Raw genomic sequence first — 24537 nt, 5'->3', positions numbered from 1 at the left:
TCGGCTACTCGGTTACCAGTGAGTAGTGGTACCTGGCCGGGGCTACGCGCGGCAGGTCAGCGGGCGTCCGCCGTTGAAGGCCACCATGTCGGTCAGCGCGGGGACCGGGTCGATCCGGGCACCGGGCTCCGCGCCGTCCAGCTCGGCGAGGGCCCGGTACAGGTTGCCGACGAGCCGTTCGGGGTCGGTCAGCCCGGCGTACTCGCCGAGGTCGGTCTCGCGCGCCGCCTCCAGCGGGGTCAGCCCCGCCGCCCGCGCCGCCGCGGCCGTGTCCTGGACGAACCGCAGATACCCCAGGACCTGGCCGATCAGCTCGGGGCCGGCGACCGGGCCGTGCCCCGGGACGATGGTCTCGGCGCCGAGCGGCGCGACGACCTCCTCCAGCACGGTGATCGCCCCGGCGACCGACCCCTGCATCAGGAACGGCGTGCCGCCGTTGAACAGCAGGTCGCCGCAGAACAGCACCCGCCGTTCGGGGATCCACACGAACGAGTCGTTGGTGGTGTGCGCCGGGATGCCCGCGGCCCGGACCTCGCACCGCAGGTCGTCGACCCACAGCGTGACGCCCTCGGTGTAGGTCAGGAACGGCGGTTCGAGCTCGACGTCGCCCCAGTCGACCTCGGTCCAGAACGGAGCGTCGAACGGCCTGCCCCAGCCGAGCGCGCACTCGCGGGTGGCCTCGTGGCCGACGATGGTGGCGCCCTCGAACAGGTAGTTGCCGAAGGTGTGGTCGCCGTGGTGGTGGGTGTTGACCAGCGTCCGCACCGGCCGCGGCGTGACCGACCGGATCGTCTCCAGGTAGGCGCGGGTGCGCCGCTCGGTCGAGCAGGCGTCCACGCTGGTCACGCCGCGCCCGCCGACCAGGAAGCCGGTGTTGTTGATCCACCAGGTGCCGTCCGGCTGGAGGTAGGCGAAGACGCCGTCCGACACCTCCTGGAGCCGCGGCGCGCCCGGGGCGGTGACGTCGTGCGCGGTGTCGCTCATGAAGGCTCCTCCAGCCGTACGGTCTCCACCCAGTCCGGCGGGGCGGGCGCGCCCGCGCCGATGAGCGCCGCGATGAGGCGGCACGAGGGCGTCTCGCCGGGCCACGGAGTGTAGCCGTCGGTGAGGACGATGACCACGTTCGGCCGGTCCCGCTGGGCGAGGGCCGCGGCGATGCCGACCCGCATGTCGGTGCCGCCGCCCCCGCCCAGCTCGACCTGCTCGGCGGAGGTCACCCGCGACACCACGTGCACGTCGGCGTCGCACGCCAGCACGCTGACCCGCTCGCCGCGCACGCCGACCTCGCGCAGCACCCCGGTGACCTCGGCCAGCGCCGCCGCGAGCTCGTCCTCGCCCATCGAGCCGGAGGTGTCGATCACGATCGCGACCCGCGGCAGCGGGCGGCGCAGGCTCGGCAGCACCACCCCGCGCAGCGCCGGGGTGCGGCGGGACGGGCGCCGGTAGGTGTAGTCGACCGCGCCGCCCGCCCATGCGACCGCCTCGCGCACGGCGCCCGCGAGCACCCGCCGCCAGTCGACGACCGGCTCCAGGATCTGGTCGGCCCAGCGCTTCCACCCCGCCGGGAGGTTGCCGCGGGAGCGGGCGTGGGAGCGGATGGCCTCGGCGGTGGACCGGCGCAGCGCCCCGGCCTCGACCGGGGTGACGCTCGGCGCCCCGTCCGGCCCCGAGAGCTCCCAGGGGGCCGCCCGCCCGTGCGCGCCCGAGCCGCAGTCGACGCGGCGGGGCTGGGGCGGGATGCCGGCGAGGTAGCCCTCGAACAGCAGGCCGACCGGGAGGCCGAAGTCGCCGGGCTCGACCCGTCCCGCCGGGAGGAGGAGCCCGTCGGCGAGCAGGTCGTCGTTGATCTCGCAGTCCTGGGCGATGTTGACCCGGGCGTGGTCGCGCTGGTCGGCGGCGGGCAGCCGGTCGGCCCGCCCGTGGTGGTCGCGGAGCAGGTGCGACACCTCGTGGATCCAGACCCCGGCCAGCTCCGGGACGGGCGTCGCCGCCACGAACGCGGGCGATACATAGCAGCGCCAGTGCCGGTCGACGCCCATCGTCGGGACGAGGGCGCTCGGCACGACCGACAGCGAGTACAGGGCGGACGCGAGGTAGGGCCGGTCCTCCGCGGCCCGGTAGCGGGCGGCGAGCAGCTTGGTCCGGTCGAGCGTCGGCGGCTCCCGCCCGGCGAGGTCACCGGCGCCGTGCTCGGCGGCGTCCACGGTCACCCGCCGCCGGGCAGCGCCCCGGACAGCCGCAGCAGGTCCACGAACCCGTCGATCCCGCTCGGCACGGGCCAGTCGGTGTCGCGCAGCACCGCCAGGTCGGCGGCGGCGCGGGCCGCGACGTCGGGCACGCCCGCGTCGACGGCCTTGGCGAGCACCGTCCAGCCCGCCTCCCAGCGGCGGCGGGTCGGCTCGCCCTGGACCGAGGCGACCACCGAGGTCAGGAACGCCAGCTGCCGGTCGCCGCGCTCCGGCAGCGCGAACGCGTCGGGGTTGGCCAGCACCCGGTCGGGATCGGGCAGGTCGAGCTCCTCCAGGTAGGCGAGCAGCTCCATTCCGGCGCCGTCCCCGATCGCGCCGATCAGCGCCGACGACAGCGCCTCGCCGCTCGCGCCGGTCGCGTACCCGGTCGCCAGCAGCCGGAGCGCCATCTCCCAGCTGCGCGGCGACGGCCACGCGCCGCCCCGCGCCTCGGCGTCGGCCGGCAGGTGGTGCGCCAGGCCCGGCCGCGCGGTGAGGAACCCCGACACCGTGCCGCGGGCGCGGGCGACCGACGAGGCCACCTTGCCCGGGTCGACCACCGGGACCGTCAGCTCCGGCCAGGTGCCGGCCATGCCGCGCGCGACCGTCCGGGACTGGTGCGTCCAGTGCAGGTGGACGAACCGGTTGGCCAGCGGGGGGCTGAGATGCCAGCCGTCGGCGGCGCTCGCCGGCGGGTTCGCGGCGGCGACGACCCGGACCGGCTCGGGCAGCGTCAGGCTGCCGACCCGCCGCTCCAGCACCACCCTGAGCAGCGCCGCCTGCACCGCGGGCGGCGCCGACGACAGCTCGTCGAAGAAGACCATCCCGCGCCCGGACCGGGCCAGCCGCACCGCCCAGTCGGGCGGCGCCATCGGCACCCCGGTCGCCGCCGGGTCGTCCCCGATGACCGGCAGCCCGGCGAAGTCGGACGGCTCGTGCACGCTGGCGATGACGGTCTCCAGCGGCACCCCGAGCCCGGCGGCGAGCCGTTCCAGGCCCGCCGACTTGCCGATGCCCGGCTCACCCCACAGCAGGACGGGGATGTTGGCCGCCACCGCCAGCGCGAGTGCCTCGAGCTGGGGGCTGCGGGCCGGCTCGGTCCGCCAGGCCCGGGTCCGCCGGTTCAGGTCGTCGGCCGCGGCCAGCAGATCGGGCGGCGGCGGCGCGGACGGTGCCGCCGGCGGCGCCTGCGCGGCCTCGAGATCGGCGCTCACTCTTGGTCGTCCTCCCAGTCCACGTCGTAATAGTCCCAGTCCTCGACGCCGATGCCGGGGTGCTCCCGGTCGATCCGCTCCTTGAGGAAGTCGAGGTCCTTCCGGCGGAAGGCGTGGATCATGTTGTTGATCGAGGCGCCGTTGTCGTCGACCGCGTCGATCCGCGCCCCGGCCGCCAGCAGCGCGCGGACCAGGGCGGGGGAGCCGCGGGAGCCCACGGCCGAGTGCAGCGGCGTGCACGCGCGGTGGTCCAGGTCCTCCAGGCCGAGCCCGGCCTTCAGCAGCCTGGGCAGCAGCTCTTCGTGGTCGACCAGGTGCAGGAGGTGCAGCAGGGTCTGCCTGCGGCCGTTGCGGACGCTCGGATCGACCCCGGCGTCCAGCAGCCACAGGACTCCGGCCGTGTCGCCGTGCTGCGCCCGCTGGAACAGCTCCCGCCGCTGCGCGAGCAGCGCCTTGGGTAGCCTGCCCCGACCGGACGTCCAGGCCCGGTGGGCGCCGAAGCATCCGGACAGGGCGCCGCCGAACGCCAGCAGCGCGAGTTCGCGCTCCCGCTCCTCATCGGTGTGCGGCATGGTCAGGGTGCCGCCACGGAACCGCATCTCGTGCCACCCGCGGCCCTGGCAGCGGACCCGCACAGACCTGGGGGCCTCAGGACCAGGCGGGCCGACCGGCCCCTCGGCCGCCGGCCGCCCGGGGAACAGCGCCGCGCGGACCAGCGGGTGCAGCCGCTCCGGGGTGATCCGGCCCGCGCGCAGCAGTTCGAGGTCGGGGAGCCGGGCGCAGTGGTGGTCGGCCAGCGCGGGCCAGTCGCGGTGCGGGGGGCCTCCGGAGAGGGGCCGGACGCGCGGACGCCGCGTACCCGAACCGGTCTCGAAGATCAGCCGTCGGCGCCGGGCGAACGTGGCCTGCACGCTGTCCGCGCCCTTGAGGTCCGCCAGCCGGGCGGCCTCGCGGGCGACGACGGCCAGGTTCGCCTTGCGCAGCAGACCCCACAGTTCGTGCGGCGGCTCGGCGGGTGTCCCGTCGGCGGACGGCGGCAGGTCGAAACCGAGGACGTCGAAGGCCGCGGCGAGGTCGCCGCGCTGGTGGAGCAGGGCGACCCACTCGGTGAGCGCCGTGGCGTCGCCGGGCCCGGGGGCGGCGGACGGGAGCTCGGCGGCGGTGAGCGGGGTGCCGTCGGCCTGGAAGAACGGTGCCCGCCCGTCACCGCCGCAGGCCGCGAGCAGCTCCCCGGTCCGCCGGACGTCCCACCGGGCCCGCGCGGAGGTCCAGTCGAGCGTTGTGCGGGCGTCCGGATTGGCCCGCTGCTCGTCGGCCCCCGTGTCGCCGAACCGGAGGACCAGCCGCTGGTGCCCGTCCACCCCGATGGGCGTGAGCACCTGGAGGACGGCCGGCCCGGGTCGCGCCGCGCCCGGCCCGCCCGCGCCCGGCCCGCCCGCGCCCGGCCCGCCTTCGCCGGGCTCGTCGTAGTCGGCGAGGACGAGGGCCAGCCCGGGACCGAGGGTCGTCCGGCCGTTCAGCGCCCTCGGCAGGTGCCAGCGCAGCAGGTCCGGCGCGAGGTGGAGCAGGTCGGTGCTCAGCCGTTCGGCGACCTGGGCGCCGTGCTCGCGGGCGACGGCGTGGACGTCGAAGGCGACGTCGATGTTCGCCGCCGTGCAGGCGCCCCGCCAGTCGCCCGCCGCCCGCCGCGCGGTGGCCAGCTCGATCATCCGGCGCGGCACGGCGTAGCGGCGGATCCGCTCCCAGTCCGACAGCTCATCGGTGACGAACGCCGCCCAGTTCGTGCCCGCCGTGTTGAAGGCCGCCCAGTTGGTGCCCGCGGTCACCGGGTTCGTGCCCGCGGTCACCGGTAGACGCTGGAGATCGCGTGCAGGTCGGGGTGGGTTCCGGCGGCGGGGCGCAGCCGCGGCGCGAAGGCCCGCTTGACCTTGCGCGGCACCCCCGGGCCGAGCCCCACGTACTCCAGCCGCGTGTCGGCGGCGACCCCGGCCAGCAGCGTCTTGGCGCCCCGGCCGGTGAGGCCGGTGTGCCGCAGCTCGAGGCGGCGCAGCGGGCTGCCGGGCAGCGCCTCGGCCAGCGCCGCCGCCCCGTCGTCGCCGGTGGCGTTGGGCGGCGCCCCGAGGGCCCGCTCCGACGGCGGACGGCCCAGGTCGAGCGCCTCGATCCCGGCCAGCGCCCCGGCGAGCGCCCGCGCCCCGGCCGGGCCGAGGCCGTTGCCGCCCAGGCCGAGCCGGACGGGCCCGACGCCCCCATCGGCCCCGGACCCCGACCCCGTGCCGATCGCCGAGGCGAGGACGGCCACGCCCTCGTCGCCGAGGTGGTTCGCGGGCAGGTACAGCTCGCGCACGCCCGCGTCACGGATCAGCGCGGACAGCAGGTCGGCGGCCTCGGGACCGAGCCCGTTGCCGCCGAGGAACAGCCGCTCGAGCGGACGGTCCCGCCGCGTCAGGGCGTCCAGCAGCGCGCGCAGGCCGTCGAGGCCGAGCCCCGTGTTGACCAGGTCGAGCGTGCGGAGCGCGGTGTTGGCGCGCAGCATCGCCGCGAGCGCGCGGGCCCCGTCGTCGCCCACCGGGTTGCGCTTGAGCCACAGCGCGCGGACGGTGCCGTCCGAGGCCAGCGGCCCGGCGAGCGCGGCGGCCCCGTCGGCGTCGATCCGGTTGCAGCCGAGGTACAGGGTCTCCAGGCCGTGGCCGGGCTCCAGCGCCGCGGCGACCGTCCGCGCCCCGGCGCCGCCCATCGCGTTGGTGCCGAGCAGCAGGTGCGCCGCGTGCGGGGACGCGGTGGCTGCGGGCACCACCCGGGCCACCCCCTCCGCACCGAGACCCTGCTTGCACAGGTCGACCCGCCCGTCGGCGCGCAGCGTCCCGAGCGGGAACGTCGCGTCGGCCGTCACGGGTGCCGGCGCCGCCAGCCGCGCCAGCAGCGGGTCGAGCGCGGCCGGGTCGGCGAGCGGCACGTCGGGGTGCTCGATCGCCGGGCAGCGTACGGGCGTGGGTTCCATGCTCACCATTCCACCGGTCGGTAGTCCTTCAAGAACAGTCCGGACATCCGCTCGCCGCCGAGGCCGCGCACGATCGGGTCGTACACCCGGGCGGCGCCGTCGATGACGTCCAGCGGGGGCCGGAACCCGGCCTCCCGCTGCGCGAGCTTGCCGGGGTGCGGGCGCTCGTCGGTGACCCAGCCGGTGTCCACGCTGTTCATGTGGACGCCCGAGGCCGCGTAGTCGGCGGCGGCGGTGCGGGTCAGCATGTTGAGCGACGCCTTGGCCATGTTGGTGTGCGGATGCCGCACCGTCTTGCCCTCGCGGGAGAAGCTGCCCTCCATCGCCGAGACCTGCACCACGTACCGGTCGGGCGAGGGCGCCGACTCCAGCAGGCCGCGCAGCCGCGCGGTGAGCAGGAACGGGGCGAACGCGTTCACCATCTGCACCTCCAGCCACTCGGCCGGGTCGACCTCGTGCAGCCGCAGGGTCCAGCTGTTGCGGTCGCGCAGGTCCAGCGGCTGGCCGGTCTCGTCGGTGCGCCCGGCGGGGAACAGCGCCTCGGCCGCGCCGTCCCGCACCGCGACCACGGCCGGATCGGCGGCCATCCCGGCCTCCAGGACGGCCCGGCCGCCCTCGGCGACGTCGATCGCCGCCGCGGCCCCCGCCAGCGCCTCGGACTCGGCCGCGCGGACCTCCCGGTGGTACGCGGCGGGCCGCCGGATGGTCTGCGCCGCGTTGTTGACCAGGATGTCGAGGTGGTCGAACCGCTCGTGCACCGCCTCCAGCATCCCGGCGACCCCGGGCAGGTCGAGCAGGTCGACGCCGTGGACGTGCAGCCGGCCGAGCCAGTCCGCCGCGTCGGGGACGGCCGCGTAACGGCGCGCCGCGTCGCGCGGGAACCGGGTCGTGACCAGCACTTCCGCGCCGTCGCGCAGCATCTTCAGCGCGACCTGGAAGCCGATCTTCACCCGGCCGCCGGTCACGATCGCGCGCCGCCCGCGCAGGTCGCAGCGCGCGTGCCGGCGCGCCGTGTTCTCGGCGGCGCATTCGGGGCAGAGCAGGTGGTAGTCGGCGTGCACATCCCGGTAGGGGGCCTTGCACACGTAGCAGCGCCGGGACGCGGCCAGCACCCGCCCTGACGCGCCGCCATCGCCGCCCGGCTCGCTGATCTCGCGCGGCCCGCCGGTCCCGGCCTCGGGATTCTGCTCCCGGAACCGGGTGGCGGACGCGAGCGCGTCCAGATCACTGCGCCGGCGCTCGGCGTCGCGGGACGCCTTGCGGGCCTTCTTGCCCGCCCGGTGCACCTGCGACGCGGCCCGGTGCACGGGCTGCCAGCGCGGGTCGTCCGGGTCGGTCGCGCGGGCCCGCTCCAGCACCCGCAGGCACGCGGCGAGCTCGGCCGGGTCGGGGACGGCCGCCTCCTCCTCCGGCGTCTCGACCGGGGCGGGGGTGGTCGGCACGGCACTCCTCACGGATCGGGGCGGGACCGGTCGGATTCGAACCGACGTCCTCCGGCTCGCAGCTTGGGCGCGACGACCTCTGCGCTACGGTCTCGCCACGCGAGAGCCTAGCGAACATCGCCGACATTCCGCCCAAGATCAAAGAAGCTCGGACGAGCCCTCCCACCAGCACCCGCCGCCGTCACCCCACCGCGTCGCGCCGCCGCCCCGCGGCTCCGAGATCAGGTGAGGGGCTGGCATCTCCGCGTCGGCCACACGCCGATCGAGACCCCGTCGCGCGCCTTGCGCAGCGGGAACCGCCCGCCGCGCGGGACGCCGTGCCGCAGGAACTCGGCCGCGCCGAGCACGGCCGCGTCGGCGGCGTCCTCCCCGACCCGCGTCCGCAGCCCGGTCTCCGTGCCGATCAGCCGGTCCAGTCCGGGCAGCCGCGCCGCGGCGCCGGTGAGGGTGAGGCCCGAGCTCATCAGGTCGCCGGAGATCTCCGGCGAGCAGCGGCCGATCCCGATCCGGATCGCGTCCACCATGGCGGCGATCGCGCCGGCGATCGCCCGGTTGATCTCCGCGGCGGTCAGCACCACCGGGCGGGGCAGCCCGGTGGCCAGGTCGCGGCCGTGCACCATGGCCTGCCGGGTCCGCTGCCGCCCGCGCGGCGCCACGCTCCCGACCGCCAGCTTGGCCGCCTCCGCCGCGGCGCGGGACAGCAGCACCTCGTGCTCGCGCCGGACGTGGGCGACGATCGCGCGGTCCAGCGCGGCCCCGCCGATCCTGGCCATGTGCGAGCTGACCAGGCCGCCGAAGGCGATGATCCCGATGTCGGTGATGTCGGCGCCGATGTCGGCGACGATCATCACGTCGGCGCCCGTGCCGGCCGGCCCGCTGCCGGCTGCCGCGGCGAGCGGCGTCGGAACCAGTTCGAGCTGCCGGGCGCCCGCCTGGTAGGCGGCCGACTCCACCGCCTCGTACTGGAGCGGGGTGAGGTCGCTCGGGACCGCCACCACCATCCGCGGCCGGGCGGTGTAGCGGCGCCGGTGGTGCGTCCGGACCAGGTGCCGCAGCAGGTACTCGGTCTCGTCCGGCTCGGCGGGCGCGCCGTCGCGGATCGGCTCGATCAGGGACACCTCGTCGGTGAGGCCGGCCAGCTCCTGGGCGGACGACCCGAGCGCCAGGATCCGGCCGCTACTGCGCGACCGCGCCAGGACCGACGGCTCGCGGGCGACCACACCCCGGCCCCGGACGTGCATCCGCACGGTCGTGCTGCCCAGGTCGACGGCGGTGTCGCGGCATGAGTACTCCCACATGCTCACGCCCCCACGCTGTGCGCGCCCGGGGCCCCTCGCCGGTGTGCCGCCGCGTCGTCCGCCCCAAAGTCCCCCATAGCCGCGCCCCCCGACATCCGGCCGAATATGCATGAACCAGCTAGATTCCCCGGGCAGTCTCTAGGGAGGCACCCGGGCAGGTATGCGGATCGCAATGGCCGCGCGCGGCGCCCGGCGCGGACGGGATCGTCCCGGCAGCACGAAGGCCGGCGGCCTCGTGGGAACGAGGACCGCCGGCCTCCGGCAGGCCGGTGCGTCAGCCGGGTGCGACCGGGGTCCGGCCGGCGAGGGCGGCCCGGGGTGCGGGCGGCCTCGGGCCGCGAACGGGCCGGACGTGCTCGCGGGAGATGTAGTCCAGGGCCGCCAGGAAGGCGGCCTCGACGCTCTCGGTGCTGGGCGCGGGCGGGCCTCCTTGGATCGTTCCAAGTGAGGTGGGGAACGGCGCGGCCCCGTCGAACATCACCGCGAGTCCGAGCAGCTCGGCCAGCCGGCCGTGCAGGTCCCCGGCGGCCCCGCCGGGCCGGGCCGCCCCCGCGAGCCGCCGGGCCGTCCGGGTGGAGGCCAGCCGCACCGGGGCCAGCCGCCGCCCGCCGCGCGCCGCCGCGTGCTCGGCCAGCTCGAACAGGCGCTGCGCCGTCGGCGCGTGCTCCCCGCTGGTCAGCCAGAACTCGCCGGTCGCCGCCAGATCGACCAGCGCCGCCAGCGCGCCCGCGACCACGTCGCTCGGGACGAAGTCGACCCGGTCGCCCGGCCCGCACGGCACCACCCCGCGCACCTGGTCGCGCAGGACCGAGCGCAGGAAGGCGTAGAACCCCTGGATCGGCGCCAGCGCGCCGGTGACCGAATCGCCGATCACCACCGACGGGCGGACGATCGCGGTGGGCAGCCCCGCCGCCCGCACCTGCTCCTCCGCCGCGATCTTGGAGGCGACGTAGGCGAGCGGCGACGCCGCGTCCGCGGCCTCCCGCTCGCGCGTGACGAAGGCGGTGGACAGGTACACCAGCCGGGCGCCCGCGGCGGCGGTGAACTCCAGGATCCGCTCGGTGCCGAGCACGTTGACCTCGTTGGTGCGCTCCGCGCCGACGCCGAAGTCGGTGACGGCCGCGCAGTGCACGACGGTGTCGACCTCGCCCAGCAGGCCGCGGTGCTCGGCGCCGCCGAGACCGAGCCCCGGCGCCGAGACGTCCCCGCGCAGCGAGACGCCGGACACGGCCCTGCGCCGCGTCAGCGCGATGACCCGGTGGCCGCGCAGCCGCGGCAGCAGGGCGCCGCCGACCACGCCGGACGCGCCGGTGAGAAGAATGGTGCTCATATTGGAATTACCGTCCCGGCCGGGCGCACAAAAGCCCGAATAGATGAAGACAATGGGAAAGTGGGAGAGCGGTGAATGCGGTGCGTTCATCGTATCGACCACGGCAATGGCGGGCCCCGCGACAACACGCCAAGGATCCTTGACCTCGGCGGGCTCCGGACCCCCGCCCAGGTGCGGATTCAACCGCCCGCCCGCAGATGACGATTCAACTAGTGAAAGCCCCGGGATAAACGCCGGGTTCGAATCATATTCGGGACCTTCGGCGGAGTGTCTTCCCCCGCACACCGCTCGGCGGGCGCACCGGCTCGCGTCCGCCGGTCGCCAAATCGGCCCATGCCGCGATGCGCCGCCGGGCGGCCCGGCGCGGCTGCGGCGACGCGGGGCCCGGCCGGGCTCGATGTCACGAATCGGGGGGCTCGTCCGGTCTTCATGTCGATGCCGCCCGTCCGCGGGCCCCCTTCGCACCGCAAGGAGAACACGCCGTGTCCCCTCGGTCGCAACGTCCGCAACCCCCGCCCCGGGCCCTCGCCTCACTCGGCCGGGCCGTGAACGAGCGGTTCGGCGGAGCCGCGTTCCTGCGCACGTCGATGCGCAAGGCGTTCCCCGACCACTGGAGCTTCCTGCTCGGCGAGATCGCGATGTACGCGTTCGCGATCATCCTGCTGACCGGGGTGTTCCTGACCCTGTTCTTCAAGCCCGGGATGGCCGAGGTCGTCTACGACGGGTCCTACGAGCCGCTGCGCGGGGTGCGGATGAGCGAGGCGTACGCCTCCACCCTGCGGATCAGCTTCGACGTCCGCGGCGGGCTGCTGGTCCGGCAGATCCACCACTGGGCGACGATCATCTTCATGGCCGCCATCTGCGTCCACCTGCTCCGCAACTTCTTCACCGGCGCGTTCCGCAAGCCGCGCGAGCTCAACTGGCTGATCGGGATCGGGCTGTTCGTGCTGGTCATGCTGAACGGCCTGTTCGGCTACTCGCTGCCCGACGACCTGCTGTCGGGCACCGGCCTGCGCATCCTGGAGGGCGTCGTCGTCTCGCTGCCGCTGGTCGGCAGCTACGCGCTGATGTTCCTGTTCGGCGGCGAGTTCCCCGGCGACCTCATCGTCCCGCGCCTGTACATCGTCCACATCCTGCTGATCCCGGGCATCCTGCTCGCGCTCATCCCGCTGCACGCCATCGTGCTCACCTGGCGGCAGACACACACGCAGTTCCCGGGGAAGGGCAGCGGCAACCGGACCGTCCGCGGCTACCCGTTCTTCCCCGTCTTCATCGCCAAGACCACCGCGTTCTTCCTCTGGGTCTTCGCCGCGACGGCGCTGCTGGCCACGTTCTTCCAGATCAACCCGGTCTGGCTGTTCGGCCCGTACGACCCCGGCGCGATCAGCTCGGGCTCCCAGCCCGACTGGTACATGGGCTGGCTGGAGGGCGCGCTGCGGATGATGCCCGCCTGGGAGGTCACCACGTTCGGGCACACCCTGCCCCTCAGCGTCCTCGTCCCCGCGCTGGTCGTCCCGGGGCTGCTGTTCACCGGCCTGGCGCTCTACCCGTTCCTGGAGCGGTGGGTCACCGGTGACCACCAGATCCACCACCTGCTGGACCGGCCGCGCGACGTTCCCGCCCGCACCGGCATCGGCGCCGCCGGCGTCACCTTCTACGGCGTCCTGTGGATCGCGGGCGGCAACGACGTCCTCGCGCACACCTTCCACGTCCCGCTGTACTGGACCACCTGGATCTTCCGGATCGCGGTCCTGCTCGGCCCGGTGCTCGCCTACACCGTCGCCTACCGGATCTGCCTGGGGCTCCAGCGGCGCGACGCCGACCTCGTCGCCCACGGGCTGGAGACCGGTGTCGTCAGGCGGCTCCCGAGTGGACGGTACGTCGAGGTCGAACGGCGGCTCACCTCCGCCGAGACCGCCGCGATCACCGACCCGCGCCCGGCCCCGGCGGTCAGGATGGGGGACCGGCCGGAACACGACGGGGTCACGCCTCCCGAGACCCGCACCGCCCTCGGCCGGGCGAGGCTCGCCCTCAACCGCCGCTTCGCGGCCGACCTCGCGCAGCCGCCCCGGCGCTCCGAGGACACCGAGATCGGCCCGCCGCGAAAGTGAACGGGCCGCGAGAGTGAACGGGCCGTGAAAGTGACGGGCCGCGAGAGCGAACCGGGCGAGGCGGGCGGGTCAGCCGAGGCGGGCGGACGAGCCGGTCAGCGCGGCGAGCGCGGTGTGCCGGTCGGGGGCGATCGCGACGCGCCGCGCCAGGCCGGCCACGTCGCAGACCCGCCGGACGATGCCGCGGGACGGCAGGACGACCCACATCGGCACGCCCAGCTCGCCCGCCCGCGCCTGCGCGCGGAAGATCAGGTTCGGCCCGGTGGAGTCGCAGAAGGCGCAGTCGCCCAGGTCGATGATCAGGGTCGGCACCCCCGAGTCGAGGAGGTCCAGCGTCTGGGCGAGGATCGTCTCGCCGTTGCTCAGGTCCACTTCGGCGGGGAAGGTCACCACCCCGCCAGCAGCGCTGTGCTCCACTCGCGCCCTATCGAGGTTCATCACCGTGTGCTCCTGCGCCAAGATCGCCATTGGTCCCAACGTCCCGTTCCCCACTTCGGTGGGGTCCTGCTGTGACTGTAAGCCCCAAACCTGGGCGAAACCTGAAAGAAATGGTCAAGCCTGAGCGATGGCGGTGCGGGACCGGCGGCCGGCCTCCGGTCCCGCCGGTGTCACCGCACGGGCTGGTCCGGTGCCGCGATGCCGGCCCCGGTCCCCCCGGCCGCAGGCCGGGGGGACCGCGGGAGCGGAGAAGAGGACACGTGACGCTCCCGGTGGTTCGGGGGATCCGAGCCCGCGCTCAGCGGGTGCCGGCCCGGCCGAGGGCGTGCGGAGGAGGACCCGGGTGAACCATGGCCTCAGCCTCCCTCTTCATGATCATGTGAGACGGGTAAGCTAGCAGCGTCCCCGGGCCCCGGCAACCCCGGAGGGAGCGCGTTCAGCGCCAGGGGGAGGGCAGGTCGATGGAGATCGACTGGAGCTCGGTCACCACCTGCGCGGCGTGCCGGCCGCCCAGCCTACCGTGCCCACTGGCGCGGCCGGGGGCACCGCCGAACGGCAGGTGCAGCTCCCAGTAGTTGCTGTGGTCGTTGACCGTCACCTGGCCGGTCCGGAGCCGGCCCGCCACGGCGAGCGTCCGGTCCAGGTCGCGGCCGAAGACGGCGGAGCTGAGGCCGAAGCTCCCGGCGTTGGCCGCCGCCACGATCGCCTCGGTGTCGTCCGCGACCGCCAGGACGGGGGCGATCGGGCCGAAGGTCTCCTCCCGCATCACCTCGGCGTCCGGGGCGACGCCCGCCAGCACGGTCGGCCGCCAGTACAGTCCGGTCGGCCGGTCCGTCAGCGGGGCCCCGCCGAACGCGGTCCGCGCGCCCCGGGCCTCGGCGTCGGCGACGTGCCGCGCCATCGTGGCGGCGACCCCGGCGTTGTGCACCGGGCCCATGGTGGTCCCGGGCTCGAACGGTGAGCCGACGACCTCCCGGCGGGCGTGCTCGACGAGCCGGGCGGTGAGCTCCCCGGCGATGGACCCGGCCGCGATGATCCGGCCGGCCGCCGAGCACGACTGGCCCGAGTTCATGAACGCCGAGGACGCGATCGCGGCGGCGGCCCGGTCGAGGTCGGCGTCGGGGAGCACGACGATGGGCCCGTTGCCGCCCAGCTCCATCAGCTGGGACTTGCCCGCCGCGAGCGCCGCGATCTCGGCGCCGGTCCGGGAGCTGCCGGTGAAGCACACGCCGGCCACGCCGGGGTGCGAGACCAGCAGCCGGGCGGGCGCCACGTCCGGGCCGGTGACGAGGTTGACCAGTCCCGCCGGGACGCCCGCCTCCTCGACACAGCCGAACAGCGCGGCGGCGACGGCGGCGGTGGACGGCGCGGGCCGCCACACCACGGCGTTCCCGTTGGCCAGCAGCGGGCCGAGGTACTCCACCGGGATGTTCACCGGGAAGTTGAACGGCGTGATCGCCGCGAACACCCCGCGGGGCTTGCGGGTGGTCAGCACCAGCTTGGTGCCGTCCCGCACCGGGACGGTCTCGCCGCCGAGCCGCTTGGCCTCCTCCGCGGCGAGCCGGAACCCCTGCGCGGCCAGCATGATCTCGCCTTCGGCCTGGGCGAGCGGCTTGCCGTGCTCCAGCGAGAGCAGCGGGGCGATGCCGGCGGCGCGGGCCTCGATGACCGCGGCGACGCGGTGGCACCAGTCGGCCCGGGTGAACGCCGTCTCCTGCCGGTTGGCCTCGAACGCCTCGCCCGCCGCGGCCACGGCGGCCTCGACGTCGGGCTCGGCGGCGCGGGCCAGGCGCGCGAACCGCTCGCCCGTCACCGGGCTGACCGCCTCGTACACCGCCCCGCCGGTCGCCGGCCGGGCCTGCCCGCCGATGTGCAGCAGGCCCTCGTCGATCGTCGTGCCGTCAGCCATTCCGGCCTCCTGTCATCGCGTCCCCCAGGGCGATCGCGGCGCCGTCGCCGGAGTCGAACAGATGCGCCTTGCCCTTGCCGATCTCCATGGTGACCGGTGCGTCCCCGTCGAGGTCGACGTCGGGTCCGGTCCGGGCCACGACGTCCCCGAACGGGAAGGCCGCCACCACGATCGCCTCCACGCCGAGCCGCTCGACCATGCGGACCCGGCCGGGGGCGCCCTCCGCCGCGGGCGTCAGCGTGACGTCCTCGGGGCGGACGCCGAGCGTGACGTTCTCCCGGGCGGGCCGCGACCAGCCGACCGGGATCGACAGCCCGTCCCGGGTGAAGGAGCCGTCGCCGCCGAGGCCGCCGGTGATGAAGTTCATCGACGGGGTGCCGACGAACCCCGCCACGAACCGGTTGGCGGGCCGCCGGTACAGGTCCAGCGGCCTGGCGTCCTGCTGGACGAGGCCGCCGTTCATGACCACGACCTGGTCGGCCATGCTCATCGCCTCGCCCTGGTCGTGGGTCACGTAGACGAAGGTCCCCTTCAGCTTCTTCTGGAGCTCGCGCAGGCTGATCCGCATGTCGGCGCGCAGCTTGGCGTCCAGGTTGCTCAGCGGCTCGTCCAGCAGGAACACGTTCGGCCGCCGGACGATCGCGCGGGCCAGCGCGACCCGCTGCTGCTGGCCGCCCGAGAGCTGCCGGGGGCGGCGGCGCAGCAGCGGCGTGATGCCGAGCATCTCCGCGGCCTCGTCGACGCGCTCCCGGATCTCCGCGGCGGGGGTCTTGCGGAGCTTGAGGGCGAAGGCGATGTTGTCCTCGACCGTGCGGTTCGGGTAGAGCGCGTACGACTGGAACACCATGGCGACGTCGCGCTTGTGCGGCGCGAGGTCCTGCACCTCCTCGCCGTCGAACAGGATCTTCCCGCCGGACGGCTCCTCCAGGCCGGAGATCATGTTGAGCGTCGTGGTCTTGCCGCAGCCGCTCGGCCCGAGCAGCACCGTGAAGCTGCCGTCCTCGATGGTCAGGTCGATCGAGTCGACGATCAGTGATTCGCCGAACCGCTTGCTGACCTGCTTGAGCTCGATACCGGACACCGTCACACCTTTCCGACGCCTGAAGTCAGGCCACGCACGAGGAACCGCTGCGAGATGAGCGCGAGCAGCATGGTGGGCAGGGCCGCCAGCAGGGTGCCGGCCGCCATGATCCCGAAGGACTGCTCGCGGACGTTGTAGAGACCGGAGATCGCCGGCTGGATCAGCATGGCGTCGGTCCGCGAGTTGAGGACCAGCGCGAACAGGAAGTCGTTCCACGACACCATGAACGAGAACAGGCCCACGCTGATCAGGCCGGGCCGGGCCAGCGGCAGCACCACCCGGTAGAACACCTGCCACCGGGTGCAGCCGTCGATCATGGCGGCCCGGTCCACCTCGATCGGGATCCCCTTGAAGAACGAGCGCATCATCCACACCGAGAACGGGACCGTGAAGCTCAGGTGCGCGATCACGATGCCGGCGTTGGAGTCGGTCAGGTTCACCGAGCGCAGGATCACGTAGAAGGGGACGACCAGCGCGAAGACCGGCACGAGCTGGGTGCCGAGCAGCAGCCCCGGGACGACCCGGGAGCCGGGGAACCGGAACCGCGCGAACGCGTACCCGCCCATGCTGCCGATCACGATGTTCAGCAGCGCCACGAAGAACGCCACCACCGCGCTGTTCTGGATCCCGGGAATGATCAGGTCGCTGGGGCTGGACGCGGGGGCCGAGCTGAACAGCGAGTCGAAGATCTTCTCGAAGCTGCCGAAGTCCATCGCGGGGATCCACCGCGGGGGAGTGGCCAGTGAGTCGGCCTTGGAGGTCAGCGCGACGAGGAGGAGGAAGTAGAAGGGCAGCAGCACCCACAGCAGCAGGGCCGTCACCACGATCACCCGCAGGGCGCGCGACACCAGGCGCCCCCGGGTTCGGCCGGTCATCACTCGTGCCGCCCCTTCCTGGAGCGCCCGCGGATGCAGAGCGCGGTCAGCGCGGCGAGGACCACCATCGCCAGCGTCATCAGATAGAAGATCGCCGCGCCGCGGCCGAGGTCGAGGTCGCGGAACGCGGTGGTGTAGCCCCACCACGACAGCAGGGTGGTCTCGGTGCCGGGGCCGCCGCCGGTGAGGACGTAGATCAGCGCGAACGCCAGGAACGCGTTGATCAGGGCGAGCACCGCCACCACCAGCACGGTGTCGCGGATCCACGGCAGGGTGACGAAGAAGAACCGGCGCACCGGCCCGGCGCCGTCGATCCGGGCGGCCTTGTGCAGGTCCTCGGGCACCGTCTGGAGCGCGCCCAGGATGAGCAGCGTCGCGAACGGCACCAGGCTCCACACGAACGCGACCGCCATGACGGTCAGCGCCACCTGCCCGGAGGCGAACCAGGCGACGTAGTCGTCGATCACCCCGGCCTGCTTGAGCGCGCCGTTCAGCGGCCCGAACGTCGAGTTGAAGATCCAGCCGAAGGTGAGCGCGAGCGTGATCTGGGACAGCGACCAGGGCAGGATCAGCACGCCCCGGACCACCGACCGGCCGCGGAACTCCTGGTTGAGGGCCAGCGCGAAGACCGTCCCGAGCAGCAGCGTCCCGGCGATGACCGCGGCGGCGAACAGCACCGTCCGGCCGAGCGAGGGCATGAAGATCGGGTCGGTCAGCACCGACCGGTAGTTGTCCAGGCCGACCCACTCGGCCCGGCCCCGGCTGCCGAGGGTCTGGTCGTGCAGGCTGACCCAGAACGAGTACACGAGGGGGTAGGCCAGCAGCGCGACCGTGACGAGCAGCGCGGGCGCGGCCATGCCCATGCCGAACCGCGCGTCGCCGCGCCGCGCGGCCCCGCGGGCCGCTCTCGGGGACCTCACCGCGGCCGTCATTTCTGTTCCGCCACGAAATCGCTCATCTCCGTGAGCCCCTCGTCCGGCGACTTCTTGCCGAGCACGACCTCCTGGAGGGTGGCGCAGGCCATGTCGCCGAACTTCGGGTACCACTTCTTGTTGGTGACCGGGCCGAGGGGGACGGCCTTGGCGAGCTGCTCGGTGAGCGCGTCGACGTCGGCCCACTTCGCCCAGGAGGCCAGCACGGCCGGGTCGCGGTCGACGCTCTTGTAGCCGCTGGACAGCCCGAGCGCGATCGCGACCAGGTTCTTCGGCACGTGGTACGAGCCGTCCCGGCCGGGCCCGCCCAGGTAGCTCATCGCGGTCGCCGCGTGCTCGCGGCTCCTGATCGCGTACGACAGCATCCAGTGCGCGCCGAACCCGTGCGTCTGGCGGGTCCGGCCGGGGATGAGCACGTTCTTGATCGACTTGGCCGCGCGGCTCTGCTCGGGGTCCCTCCAGCCGACGATCTGCGCCTGGTAGCGCAGCGAGAAGCTGCTCTTGCCGCCGCCGAAGATGTTGGTGATGCCGCCGTAGTCGGTGGTGAGCAGGTCCTTGGGGACCAGGCCCTCGGAGTAGAGGGTCCGCCAGCGCTCCAGGGTGGCCCGCGCGACGGCGTTCCCCTTCAGGTTCGGCGCGGCGTCCTGGCCGAACAGGTCCCCGCCGCCCTCGGAGGCGCACTCGGCGGCGAACTGGTGCCAGGCGAGGAACGCGTACTTGATCCAGTAGGGCGAGTACGGGACGGCGCTCACCCCCTTGGCCTTCAGCTCGCGCGCCTGCTCCAGGAACTCCTCCCAGGTCGCGGGCGGGCCCGCGCCGATCTTCTGGAGGTGCTCGGTGTTGACCGCGAACAGCTCGGCGCCCTGGAAGTAGGGGAGTGCGTAGAGCTTGCCGTCCGGGCTCCTGAGCGAGTCGGCGACGCCCGGGTTCATGTCGGCGAGCAGCCCGCCGATGCCCGGCAGGTCGTCCAGCGAGGTGATCCACCGGTTCTTCGACCAGGACTCCAGGTAGCCCTCGTCGGCGGACAGCACGTCGTAGGACACGTTGCCGCCGGCGAGCTGCTGGTTGGTGACCGTCAGGTAGTCCTGCGCCACGTAGGACGTGCCGAGTTTCAGCGGCTTGTAGTGGGCGTTGAAGTACTCGACGTAGGGCGCGAACAGCGGGCCCACCGCGGCGTCGTGGTGCATGTTGAGCTCGGTGACCGGCCCGGACCGCTCCCGGGAGGAGCAGCCGGTGAGCAGCGCGCCGCCGCCGATCGCGCCGAGGCCCGCGACGGCGCCGAACGCGGCCGAGCCGCGCAGGAAGGACCGCCGGGTCACCGGGGCCGCCGTCGGCGGGGGCGCCGGCGGCCTGGCGGGCGGATGGTCACTGGAAGCCATGGGCTGCTCCGTTCCGGTCCATGCGGGGGGTCCGCGGGGGGTTCGCGGGGGCGATCACGACGCGCGCAGCACCCGGCCCGGACGACGGCCGGTGAGCCGGGCGTCGGCGAGCACGGGAAGGCCGTTCACGAAGACCCATCGCACCAGGTCAGGGTAGGTGTCGGCGGGGAGCGCCGCGGCGCCTGCCGCCGCCCTCCCCGGGTCGGCGATGACGATGTCGGCGTAGGCCCCGGGCCGGAGCGTGCCGCGGCCCGCCAGCCCGAGCCGGCGCGCGGGGGCGGTGGACAGGTGCCGCACGGCGCGGTCCAGGGAGGTCCGGCCGAGCAGCGCGGGGGCCAGCACCGCGATGGTGCTGCCGAGGTTGCGGGGGTGCTCGTGCCGGGCCTCTCCGGCGGTCATCAGCCAGCCGTCGCTGCCGTGCATCGCGGCCGGATGCGCCGAGACGCTGGCCAGGTCGTCCTCCGACGCGGCCGGGACGATCATCGTGAGCCGGTCGCCCTCGTCCAGGATCAGGCCGAGCAGGGTCTCGGCCGGGGCCCGCCCGTCGGCGTCCGCGATGGCGGTGAGCGGCAGGCCCGAGACGTCCGGGCGGGTGCGGGAGCGGCCGATGATGATCTCGTCCGTCCGGAACTGCGACGAGGTGTCCAGGTGGCGCAGCAGGTCCCGGCGCGCGGCGCCCCCGGCGGCCCGCTCGCGCAGCCCCGCCCAGCCGCCGTCCAGCGAGCCGGGCGGCAGCAGGCTGGAGACGCCGGTGCTGCCGGAGGTGTAGGGGTAGTAGTCGACGGCGACCTCGGTGATCCCGCGCGCGTTGGCCTCGTCGACCATCGCGAGGGTGTCCTTCGTGCGGCCCCAGTTGGCCTTGCCGAGCGCCTTGTGGTGCGAGATCTGCAACGCGACGCCCGCGCCCTCGGCGGTGGCGATCGCCTCCGCGACCGACTCGGCCAGCCCGTCCCGCTCGTCCCGCAGGTGGGTGGCGTACAGCCGTCCGGACCGGTGCACCGGCGCGAGGACGGCGCGGATCTCGTCGGCGAGCGCGAACCGTCCCGGCGCGTAGACCAGGCCGGTGGAGACGCCGAACGCGCCCTGTTCCAGGGAACGTTCCACCAGGCGCCGCATCGCGTCCGCCTCGCCGGCGTCCGGCGGCGCCGGGCGGGATCCCACCACGTGCTCGCGCACCGCGCCGAGCCCGACGAGCGGCGCCACGTTCAGGGCCGGGCGGCGGGACTCCAGGTCCGCTGCGTAGGAGTCCAGGTCCGCCCATCCCGCCTCGACCCGGGAGCTGAAGAACGAGCCGAACCCGACGCAGCCGCGCGGCAGCGGGAACGGGGAGAACCCGCAGTTCCCGGTCACGTCGGTGGTGACGCCCTGGTGGATCCGGGCCGGCGCGGCGGGGTGGTGGCCGAGGGTGAAGTCGCTGTGGGTGTGCATGTCGACGAAGCCGGGCAGCACCAGCAGACCGGTGGCGTCGACGGCGGTCGCGCCGGCCGGCGGTGCGATCCGCGGCGCGGACGCGAGCACCCGGTCGCCGTCGATCAGCAGGTCGAGCACCGCGTCGGTCCCGGTGTCCGGGTCGACCACGCGGCCCCCGTGGATGAGCGTCACCAAGCCGTTCGTTCCATTCTGTGGGATGGCGTTCCGTTTGATGGGATGATGTGGCAACATAGCCATGCTTCTGATTCCAGGTCAAGGTTTCGATCCCCTCGCACAGGAGGCGCAGTGGTCCAGGTGGTCGACCGTGTCGGCGCGCTGCTCGGCGCGTTCTCCCAAGAGCGACCGGTACTGGGACTGGCGGAGTGCGCGGAACGGTCCGGGCTGAGCAAGAGCTCGGCCCACCGGCTGCTCACCAGCCTGGTCGAGATCGGGTTGCTCGAACGCGACGCCGCGGGGAACTGGCAGATAGGAGAGCTGCCGCTCCGGCTCGCCGCGATCAGGCTGTCGCACCGCAACATGCGGCTGGAGGTGGTCGCCGCGCTGGTGCACCTCGGCCAGCGCTTCCAGGCCGCCACCGCCTTCTCGGTGCCGAACGGCGGCGAGATGGTCTACGTCGAGCGCACCGACAGCGTCATCCCGTTCGCTCCGAGCGTCCGGCTCGGCAGCACCGCGCCGATGTGGACCGGCGCGGCCGGCCGCGCGGTGCTGTCCCTGCTCGAACCCCCTCTGCGGGAGGCGCTGTGCGACTCGCCGGAGTGGACCGCGCTCGGCGACGGCGCCCGGGCCCGGATCACGTCGGAGGTCGCGGGCGCCGCAGGGCGCGGCTACTCGGTGGACCGGGGCGAGTTCTTCGACGGCGTCGCGGGCGTCGCGGTCGCGCTCCGCCGCTCGGGCGAGCCCGTCGCCGCGGTCAGCCTGATCGTGTCGCCGGAGCGGATGACGCCCGCGCTCGAGCGGGAGATGGGCGAGGCGCTGCGGCACCTCGTCGACAAGATCACGCGCGGGACGACCCTGCCCGCGACGGACTGAGCGGAAGGCGAGCACCATGTGGCAAGCGGCCCGTGCGGACCGGGGACGGCAGACCCCGTTCCTCGCCGTCGATCACCCCCGGCTGATCGGCAACATCCGGGACATGGCCGGGCGCGTCGCCCGGCGCGGCGGCGCCTCGACGCCCCATCTCAAGACGCACAAGAACCTCCAGATCGCGCGGGCCCAGGTCGCCGCGGGCGCCACGGCGGCGACGGTCGCGACCGTCGCCGAGGCGCACCTGGCGTTCGACGCGGGCTTCGAGTCCGTGCTGTTCGCCTACCCGCCGTTCCCCGGCGGGCGGCTGCGGGCCCTTCCCGAGCTCGCCGAACGCGGCCGGGTCGCGGTCACCTGCCACAGTGCCGAACAGGTCGCGCTGCTGGCCGGCCTCGGTGGCGCCTACGACGTCTACTGGGAGGTCGACTCGGGCACCGGGCGGCTCGGCACCGCGCCCGGCGAGCCCACCGCGGTCGCCGCCGCGTCCGCGCGGTTCAGCGACAGGGTGCGGCTGCGCGGGCTGATGACCTTCGCCGGGCACGCGTACGGCGCGCGCGCCCCCGAGGAGCTGGTCGCGGTGCGCGACCAGCAGGACCGGGCGCTGTCCGACAGCCGCGCCGCGCTCGCCTCCCGCGGGATCGACGTGCCGGTCCGCAGCGTCGGCGTCACCCCGCTGGCCCCGGTCGATTCGGGCGAGGCCGAGGAGTACCGGTACGGCAACTACGTCTTCTACGACGCCACGCAGGTCGCGCTGGCCGAGACGGCACCGGGCGGCCCAGGGCTCGACGACTGCGCGCTCGCGGTGATCAGCACCGTGGTGGACGCGCCGTCCGAGGGGAGGCTGGTCCTGGACGCGGGTGCCAAGAGCCTGCCCGCCGAGAAGATGACCAGCCTGTCCAGCGGTTTCGGGGCGGTCGCCGGCCACCCCGACATCGTCATCGACAAGCTCTACGAGGAGCACGGGCTGGCCTCCCGCGGCGCCGGATCGCGGGACCTGAGGCCCGGCGACCGGGTCGCGGTGATCCCCAACCACGCCTGCACGGCGGTCAACCTCTTCCACCAGTACGCCGTCTACGACGCTTCCTCGTTCGTGGAGACCTGGCCCATCCAGGCCCGCCGGCGCTGACGTCCCCTAGGAGAACGGAGCCACCATGGCCCTGGTGATCGACCGGCTGACGGCCGGCGGCCTGACGCTGGAGGCGGCGCGCCTCGGCGGCGGGCCCGGACCGCGGATCGCGGTCCTCGGCGGCGTGCACGGGGACGAGCTGGAGGGCGTTCTCGCCGCGCAGCGGCTGATCGGCGCGCTCGGCACCCGGACCCTGCACGGCACGGTGACCGTGCTGCCCCTGGCCAACCCGCCCGCCCTCACGGCCGGGACCCGGGCCGGCGCCGACGACGAGAACCTCGCGCGGGTCTTCCCCGGTGCCGCGGACGGGACCCTGAGCGCGCGGATCGCGCACGCGATCAGCGCCGGCCTCATCGCCGACTGCGACCTGCTCATCGACCTGCACTCGGCGGGCCGCCGCTACCGGATGCCGCCCCTGTGCGGCCTGCCCGCCAAGGGGACGGTCGGCGGGCGTCCGCTGCTGGACGTCGCGCGCACGACGGCGTTCCCGTTCCTGTGGGCGCACGGCTCCGTCGCCCCCGGACGCTCGGTCAGCCACGCCGAGGCGCTGGGCAAGCCGTGGGTCTACTTCGAGTGCGGTGGCGGCGGCGCGCTGCGCGAGCACGACATCGACCGGTACGTGACGAGCGTGCTGCGGCTGCTGGCCGAGGTCGGCGTGCTCGACGCGGAGCCGGCGCCCGCACCGGCCGCGCCGCAGGTGGTCGTCCGGGACGGCGACGGCAACACCGACGACGGCATCGTCCTCGGGGCGTCCGGCCTGTTCGTGACGCGGTGCGCCGCGGGCGACGCGGTCACCGGCGGGCAGATCCTCGGAACGGTCCACGGCCCGGACGGGGCGGTGCTGGAGACCGTCCGGGCCGCCGCCGGGGGATACGTGATGATGCTGAGGCACGACTTCGAGGTCGCCGCGGGCGACGTCGCCGCGATCGTGGCCGGGACGGGCGGCGGGGCCGGGACGGGCGGCGGGGCCGGGACAGGCGGCGACGGTGCGGCTTGACGGCACCGTCGACCTCGTCGGCGGCGGACGGCTCGGCCCGGGGCTCAGCAACCCCTACGACAGCAACGTCTACCTGCTGCGCACCGGCGAGGGGGCCTGGCTGGTCGACACCGGCTGCGGCCTCGGCCGCGCCGAGCTGGCGGCGCGGGTGTCCGGCGCGCTGGACGGGCGGGCACCTGCCGGTGCCGTGCTCACCCACGCCCACCCCGACCACGCGGGCGGCGCGGCCGGCCTCGTGGACGATCTCGGCATCCCCGTCCTCGCCGGCGCCGGGACCGCCCGCCTCGTCCGGGTCGGCGACCACGACCGGCTCGGGCTCACCGCCGCGCTGCGCGCGGGCCTGTACCCCGCCGGCTACCGGTTCGCGGCCTGCGCGGCGGTGGCCGGCATCGAGGCGGGGACGGTCCCGGGCGCGGGCGGCCTGCGCGCGCTGCCGACGCCGGGGCACTGCGAGGACCACACCGCCTACGTGTTCACCGGCGGGGACGGAACGACGTACGCCTTCACCGGCGACCTGGTCTTCGCCAGGGGCCGGGTGGTGGTGGCCGCCGACAGCGACGTGCGGCTGCTGCGCCGGTCGCTGGAGGCCGTCCTGGCCGAGCGGCCCGACGTGCTGCTGCCCGGCCACGGGACGCCCGTGCTGTCGGACGCCCGCTGGCATCTCGAGCGGGCGCTCGAGGCCTTCGACCAGGGCCGGTTGCCGGCCGCCTTCGGCTGACCAG

Annotated in this window: 20 protein-coding genes and 1 tRNA gene; 5 read left to right on the top strand and 16 right to left on the bottom strand. The window is 74.6% G+C overall.

Translation table 11 applies throughout. From position 1 onward, the window contains the following. Positions 1-42: 42 nt before the first annotated feature. The 9 genes from QP090_RS19625 to QP090_RS19585 form a co-directional block, all read right to left on the bottom strand. A complete protein-coding gene (locus QP090_RS19625; RefSeq protein ID WP_285940508.1) occupies positions 43-984 on the bottom strand; it encodes an MBL fold metallo-hydrolase in 942 nt (313 codons plus the stop codon). Beyond that, positions 981-2210: a vWA domain-containing protein gene (locus QP090_RS19620; protein ID WP_285940506.1), complete on the bottom strand. Its 1230-nt coding sequence runs from the start codon at positions 2208-2210 to the stop codon at positions 981-983. Before QP090_RS19620 ends, QP090_RS19625 begins: the two co-directional genes overlap by 4 nt. After that, a complete protein-coding gene (locus QP090_RS19615) occupies positions 2207-3442 on the bottom strand; it encodes an AAA family ATPase (RefSeq protein WP_285940504.1) in 1236 nt (411 codons plus the stop codon). Before QP090_RS19615 ends, QP090_RS19620 begins: the two co-directional genes overlap by 4 nt. Continuing rightward, positions 3439-5289, bottom strand: a complete 1851-nt coding sequence (locus QP090_RS19610) for an ankyrin repeat domain-containing protein (RefSeq protein ID WP_285940503.1) — start codon at positions 5287-5289, stop codon at positions 3439-3441. Before QP090_RS19610 ends, QP090_RS19615 begins: the two co-directional genes overlap by 4 nt. Next, positions 5286-6443: a leucine-rich repeat domain-containing protein gene (locus tag QP090_RS19605; protein ID WP_285940501.1), complete on the bottom strand. Its 1158-nt coding sequence runs from the start codon at positions 6441-6443 to the stop codon at positions 5286-5288. The genes QP090_RS19610 and QP090_RS19605 overlap by 4 nt, the downstream gene beginning before the upstream one ends. A gap of 2 nt (positions 6444-6445) precedes the next feature. After that, entirely contained in the window at positions 6446-7885 is a 1440-nt protein-coding gene (locus QP090_RS19600; protein WP_285940500.1) for an SDR family NAD(P)-dependent oxidoreductase, read from the bottom strand. Positions 7886-7906: 21 nt separating this feature from the next. Further along, positions 7907-7979 (bottom strand) — tRNA-Arg (locus QP090_RS19595). Positions 7980-8106: 127 nt separating this feature from the next. Next, positions 8107-9183 (bottom strand): rod shape-determining protein, encoded by a 1077-nt coding sequence (locus QP090_RS19590; RefSeq protein ID WP_285941376.1) that lies wholly within the window; start codon positions 9181-9183, stop codon positions 8107-8109. A 274-nt stretch (positions 9184-9457) separates the two neighbouring features. Next, positions 9458-10513 (bottom strand): SDR family oxidoreductase, encoded by a 1056-nt coding sequence (locus QP090_RS19585; protein ID WP_285940499.1) that lies wholly within the window; start codon positions 10511-10513, stop codon positions 9458-9460. A 482-nt stretch (positions 10514-10995) separates the two neighbouring features. Here QP090_RS19585 and qcrB point away from each other — a divergent pair, with 482 nt between their 5' ends. Further along, positions 10996-12624, top strand: a complete 1629-nt coding sequence (gene qcrB, locus QP090_RS19580) for a cytochrome bc1 complex cytochrome b subunit (RefSeq protein ID WP_285940497.1) — start codon at positions 10996-10998, stop codon at positions 12622-12624. 69 nt (positions 12625-12693) lie between these two features. Here qcrB and QP090_RS19575 read toward each other — a convergent pair whose 3' ends face one another. From QP090_RS19575 to QP090_RS19545, 7 genes are all read right to left on the bottom strand, one after another. Beyond that, positions 12694-13092, bottom strand: a complete 399-nt coding sequence (locus tag QP090_RS19575; RefSeq protein WP_285940495.1) for an STAS domain-containing protein — start codon at positions 13090-13092, stop codon at positions 12694-12696. Positions 13093-13498: 406 nt separating this feature from the next. Beyond that, complete coding sequence (locus QP090_RS19570; protein ID WP_285940493.1) at positions 13499-14971, bottom strand: aldehyde dehydrogenase family protein; 1473 nt, start codon at positions 14969-14971, stop codon at positions 13499-13501. Continuing rightward, a complete protein-coding gene (locus tag QP090_RS19565; RefSeq protein WP_285940491.1) occupies positions 14964-16052 on the bottom strand; it encodes an ABC transporter ATP-binding protein in 1089 nt (362 codons plus the stop codon). The genes QP090_RS19570 and QP090_RS19565 overlap by 8 nt, the downstream gene beginning before the upstream one ends. Positions 16053-16054: 2 nt before the next feature. Beyond that, positions 16055-16927 carry a carbohydrate ABC transporter permease gene (locus tag QP090_RS19560; RefSeq protein WP_285940489.1) on the bottom strand — a complete coding sequence of 291 codons (873 nt, stop codon included), beginning with the start codon at positions 16925-16927 and terminating at the stop codon, positions 16055-16057. After that, positions 16927-17847, bottom strand: coding sequence for a carbohydrate ABC transporter permease (locus QP090_RS19555; RefSeq protein WP_285940487.1), 921 nt, complete (start codon positions 17845-17847; stop codon positions 16927-16929). The genes QP090_RS19560 and QP090_RS19555 overlap by 1 nt, the downstream gene beginning before the upstream one ends. Positions 17848-17855: 8 nt before the next feature. Then, positions 17856-19238 carry an ABC transporter substrate-binding protein gene (locus QP090_RS19550; RefSeq protein ID WP_285940486.1) on the bottom strand — a complete coding sequence of 461 codons (1383 nt, stop codon included), beginning with the start codon at positions 19236-19238 and terminating at the stop codon, positions 17856-17858. Positions 19239-19292: 54 nt separating this feature from the next. After that, positions 19293-20840, bottom strand: coding sequence for an N-acyl-D-amino-acid deacylase family protein (locus QP090_RS19545; protein WP_285941374.1), 1548 nt, complete (start codon positions 20838-20840; stop codon positions 19293-19295). Positions 20841-20954: 114 nt separating this feature from the next. Between QP090_RS19545 and QP090_RS19540 the strand changes: the two genes are divergently transcribed. Genes QP090_RS19540 through QP090_RS19525 form a run of 4 tightly spaced genes read left to right on the top strand, consistent with a single transcriptional unit; the run spans position 20955 to position 24533 of the window. Beyond that, the gene (locus tag QP090_RS19540) at positions 20955-21698 is read left to right on the top strand and encodes an IclR family transcriptional regulator (RefSeq protein WP_285940484.1); all 744 of its coding nucleotides are present in this window, start codon (positions 20955-20957) and stop codon (positions 21696-21698) included. Positions 21699-21714: 16 nt separating this feature from the next. Next, positions 21715-22818 (top strand): alanine racemase, encoded by a 1104-nt coding sequence (locus QP090_RS19535; protein WP_285940482.1) that lies wholly within the window; start codon positions 21715-21717, stop codon positions 22816-22818. A 25-nt stretch (positions 22819-22843) separates the two neighbouring features. Beyond that, the gene (locus QP090_RS19530; protein ID WP_285940480.1) at positions 22844-23815 is read left to right on the top strand and encodes a succinylglutamate desuccinylase/aspartoacylase family protein; all 972 of its coding nucleotides are present in this window, start codon (positions 22844-22846) and stop codon (positions 23813-23815) included. After that, a complete protein-coding gene (locus QP090_RS19525) occupies positions 23805-24533 on the top strand; it encodes an MBL fold metallo-hydrolase (RefSeq protein ID WP_285940479.1) in 729 nt (242 codons plus the stop codon). Before QP090_RS19530 ends, QP090_RS19525 begins: the two co-directional genes overlap by 11 nt. Positions 24534-24537 lie beyond the last annotated feature (4 nt).

The organism is Actinomadura xylanilytica (assembly GCF_030283145.1).
GTDB classification, from domain to species: domain Bacteria; phylum Actinomycetota; class Actinomycetes; order Streptosporangiales; family Streptosporangiaceae; genus Spirillospora; species Spirillospora xylanilytica.
This window is presented reverse-complemented; position numbering and strand designations above follow the sequence as displayed.

Coding starts and splice junctions, on each gene's coding strand:
- QP090_RS19625 (WP_285940508.1), bottom strand. CDS start 984: ATGAGCGACACCGCGCACGACGTCACCGCCCCGGGCGCGCCGCGGCTC.
- QP090_RS19530 (WP_285940480.1), top strand. CDS start 22,844: ATGGCCCTGGTGATCGACCGGCTGACGGCCGGCGGCCTGACGCTGGAG.
- QP090_RS19535 (WP_285940482.1), top strand. CDS start 21,715: ATGTGGCAAGCGGCCCGTGCGGACCGGGGACGGCAGACCCCGTTCCTC.
- QP090_RS19560 (WP_285940489.1), bottom strand. CDS start 16,927: ATGACCGGCCGAACCCGGGGGCGCCTGGTGTCGCGCGCCCTGCGGGTG.
- QP090_RS19550 (WP_285940486.1), bottom strand. CDS start 19,238: ATGGCTTCCAGTGACCATCCGCCCGCCAGGCCGCCGGCGCCCCCGCCG.
- QP090_RS19605 (WP_285940501.1), bottom strand. CDS start 6,443: ATGGAACCCACGCCCGTACGCTGCCCGGCGATCGAGCACCCCGACGTG.
- QP090_RS19590 (WP_285941376.1), bottom strand. CDS start 9,183: ATGTGGGAGTACTCATGCCGCGACACCGCCGTCGACCTGGGCAGCACG.
- QP090_RS19585 (WP_285940499.1), bottom strand. CDS start 10,513: ATGAGCACCATTCTTCTCACCGGCGCGTCCGGCGTGGTCGGCGGCGCC.
- QP090_RS19570 (WP_285940493.1), bottom strand. CDS start 14,971: ATGGCTGACGGCACGACGATCGACGAGGGCCTGCTGCACATCGGCGGG.
- QP090_RS19575 (WP_285940495.1), bottom strand. CDS start 13,092: ATGGCGATCTTGGCGCAGGAGCACACGGTGATGAACCTCGATAGGGCG.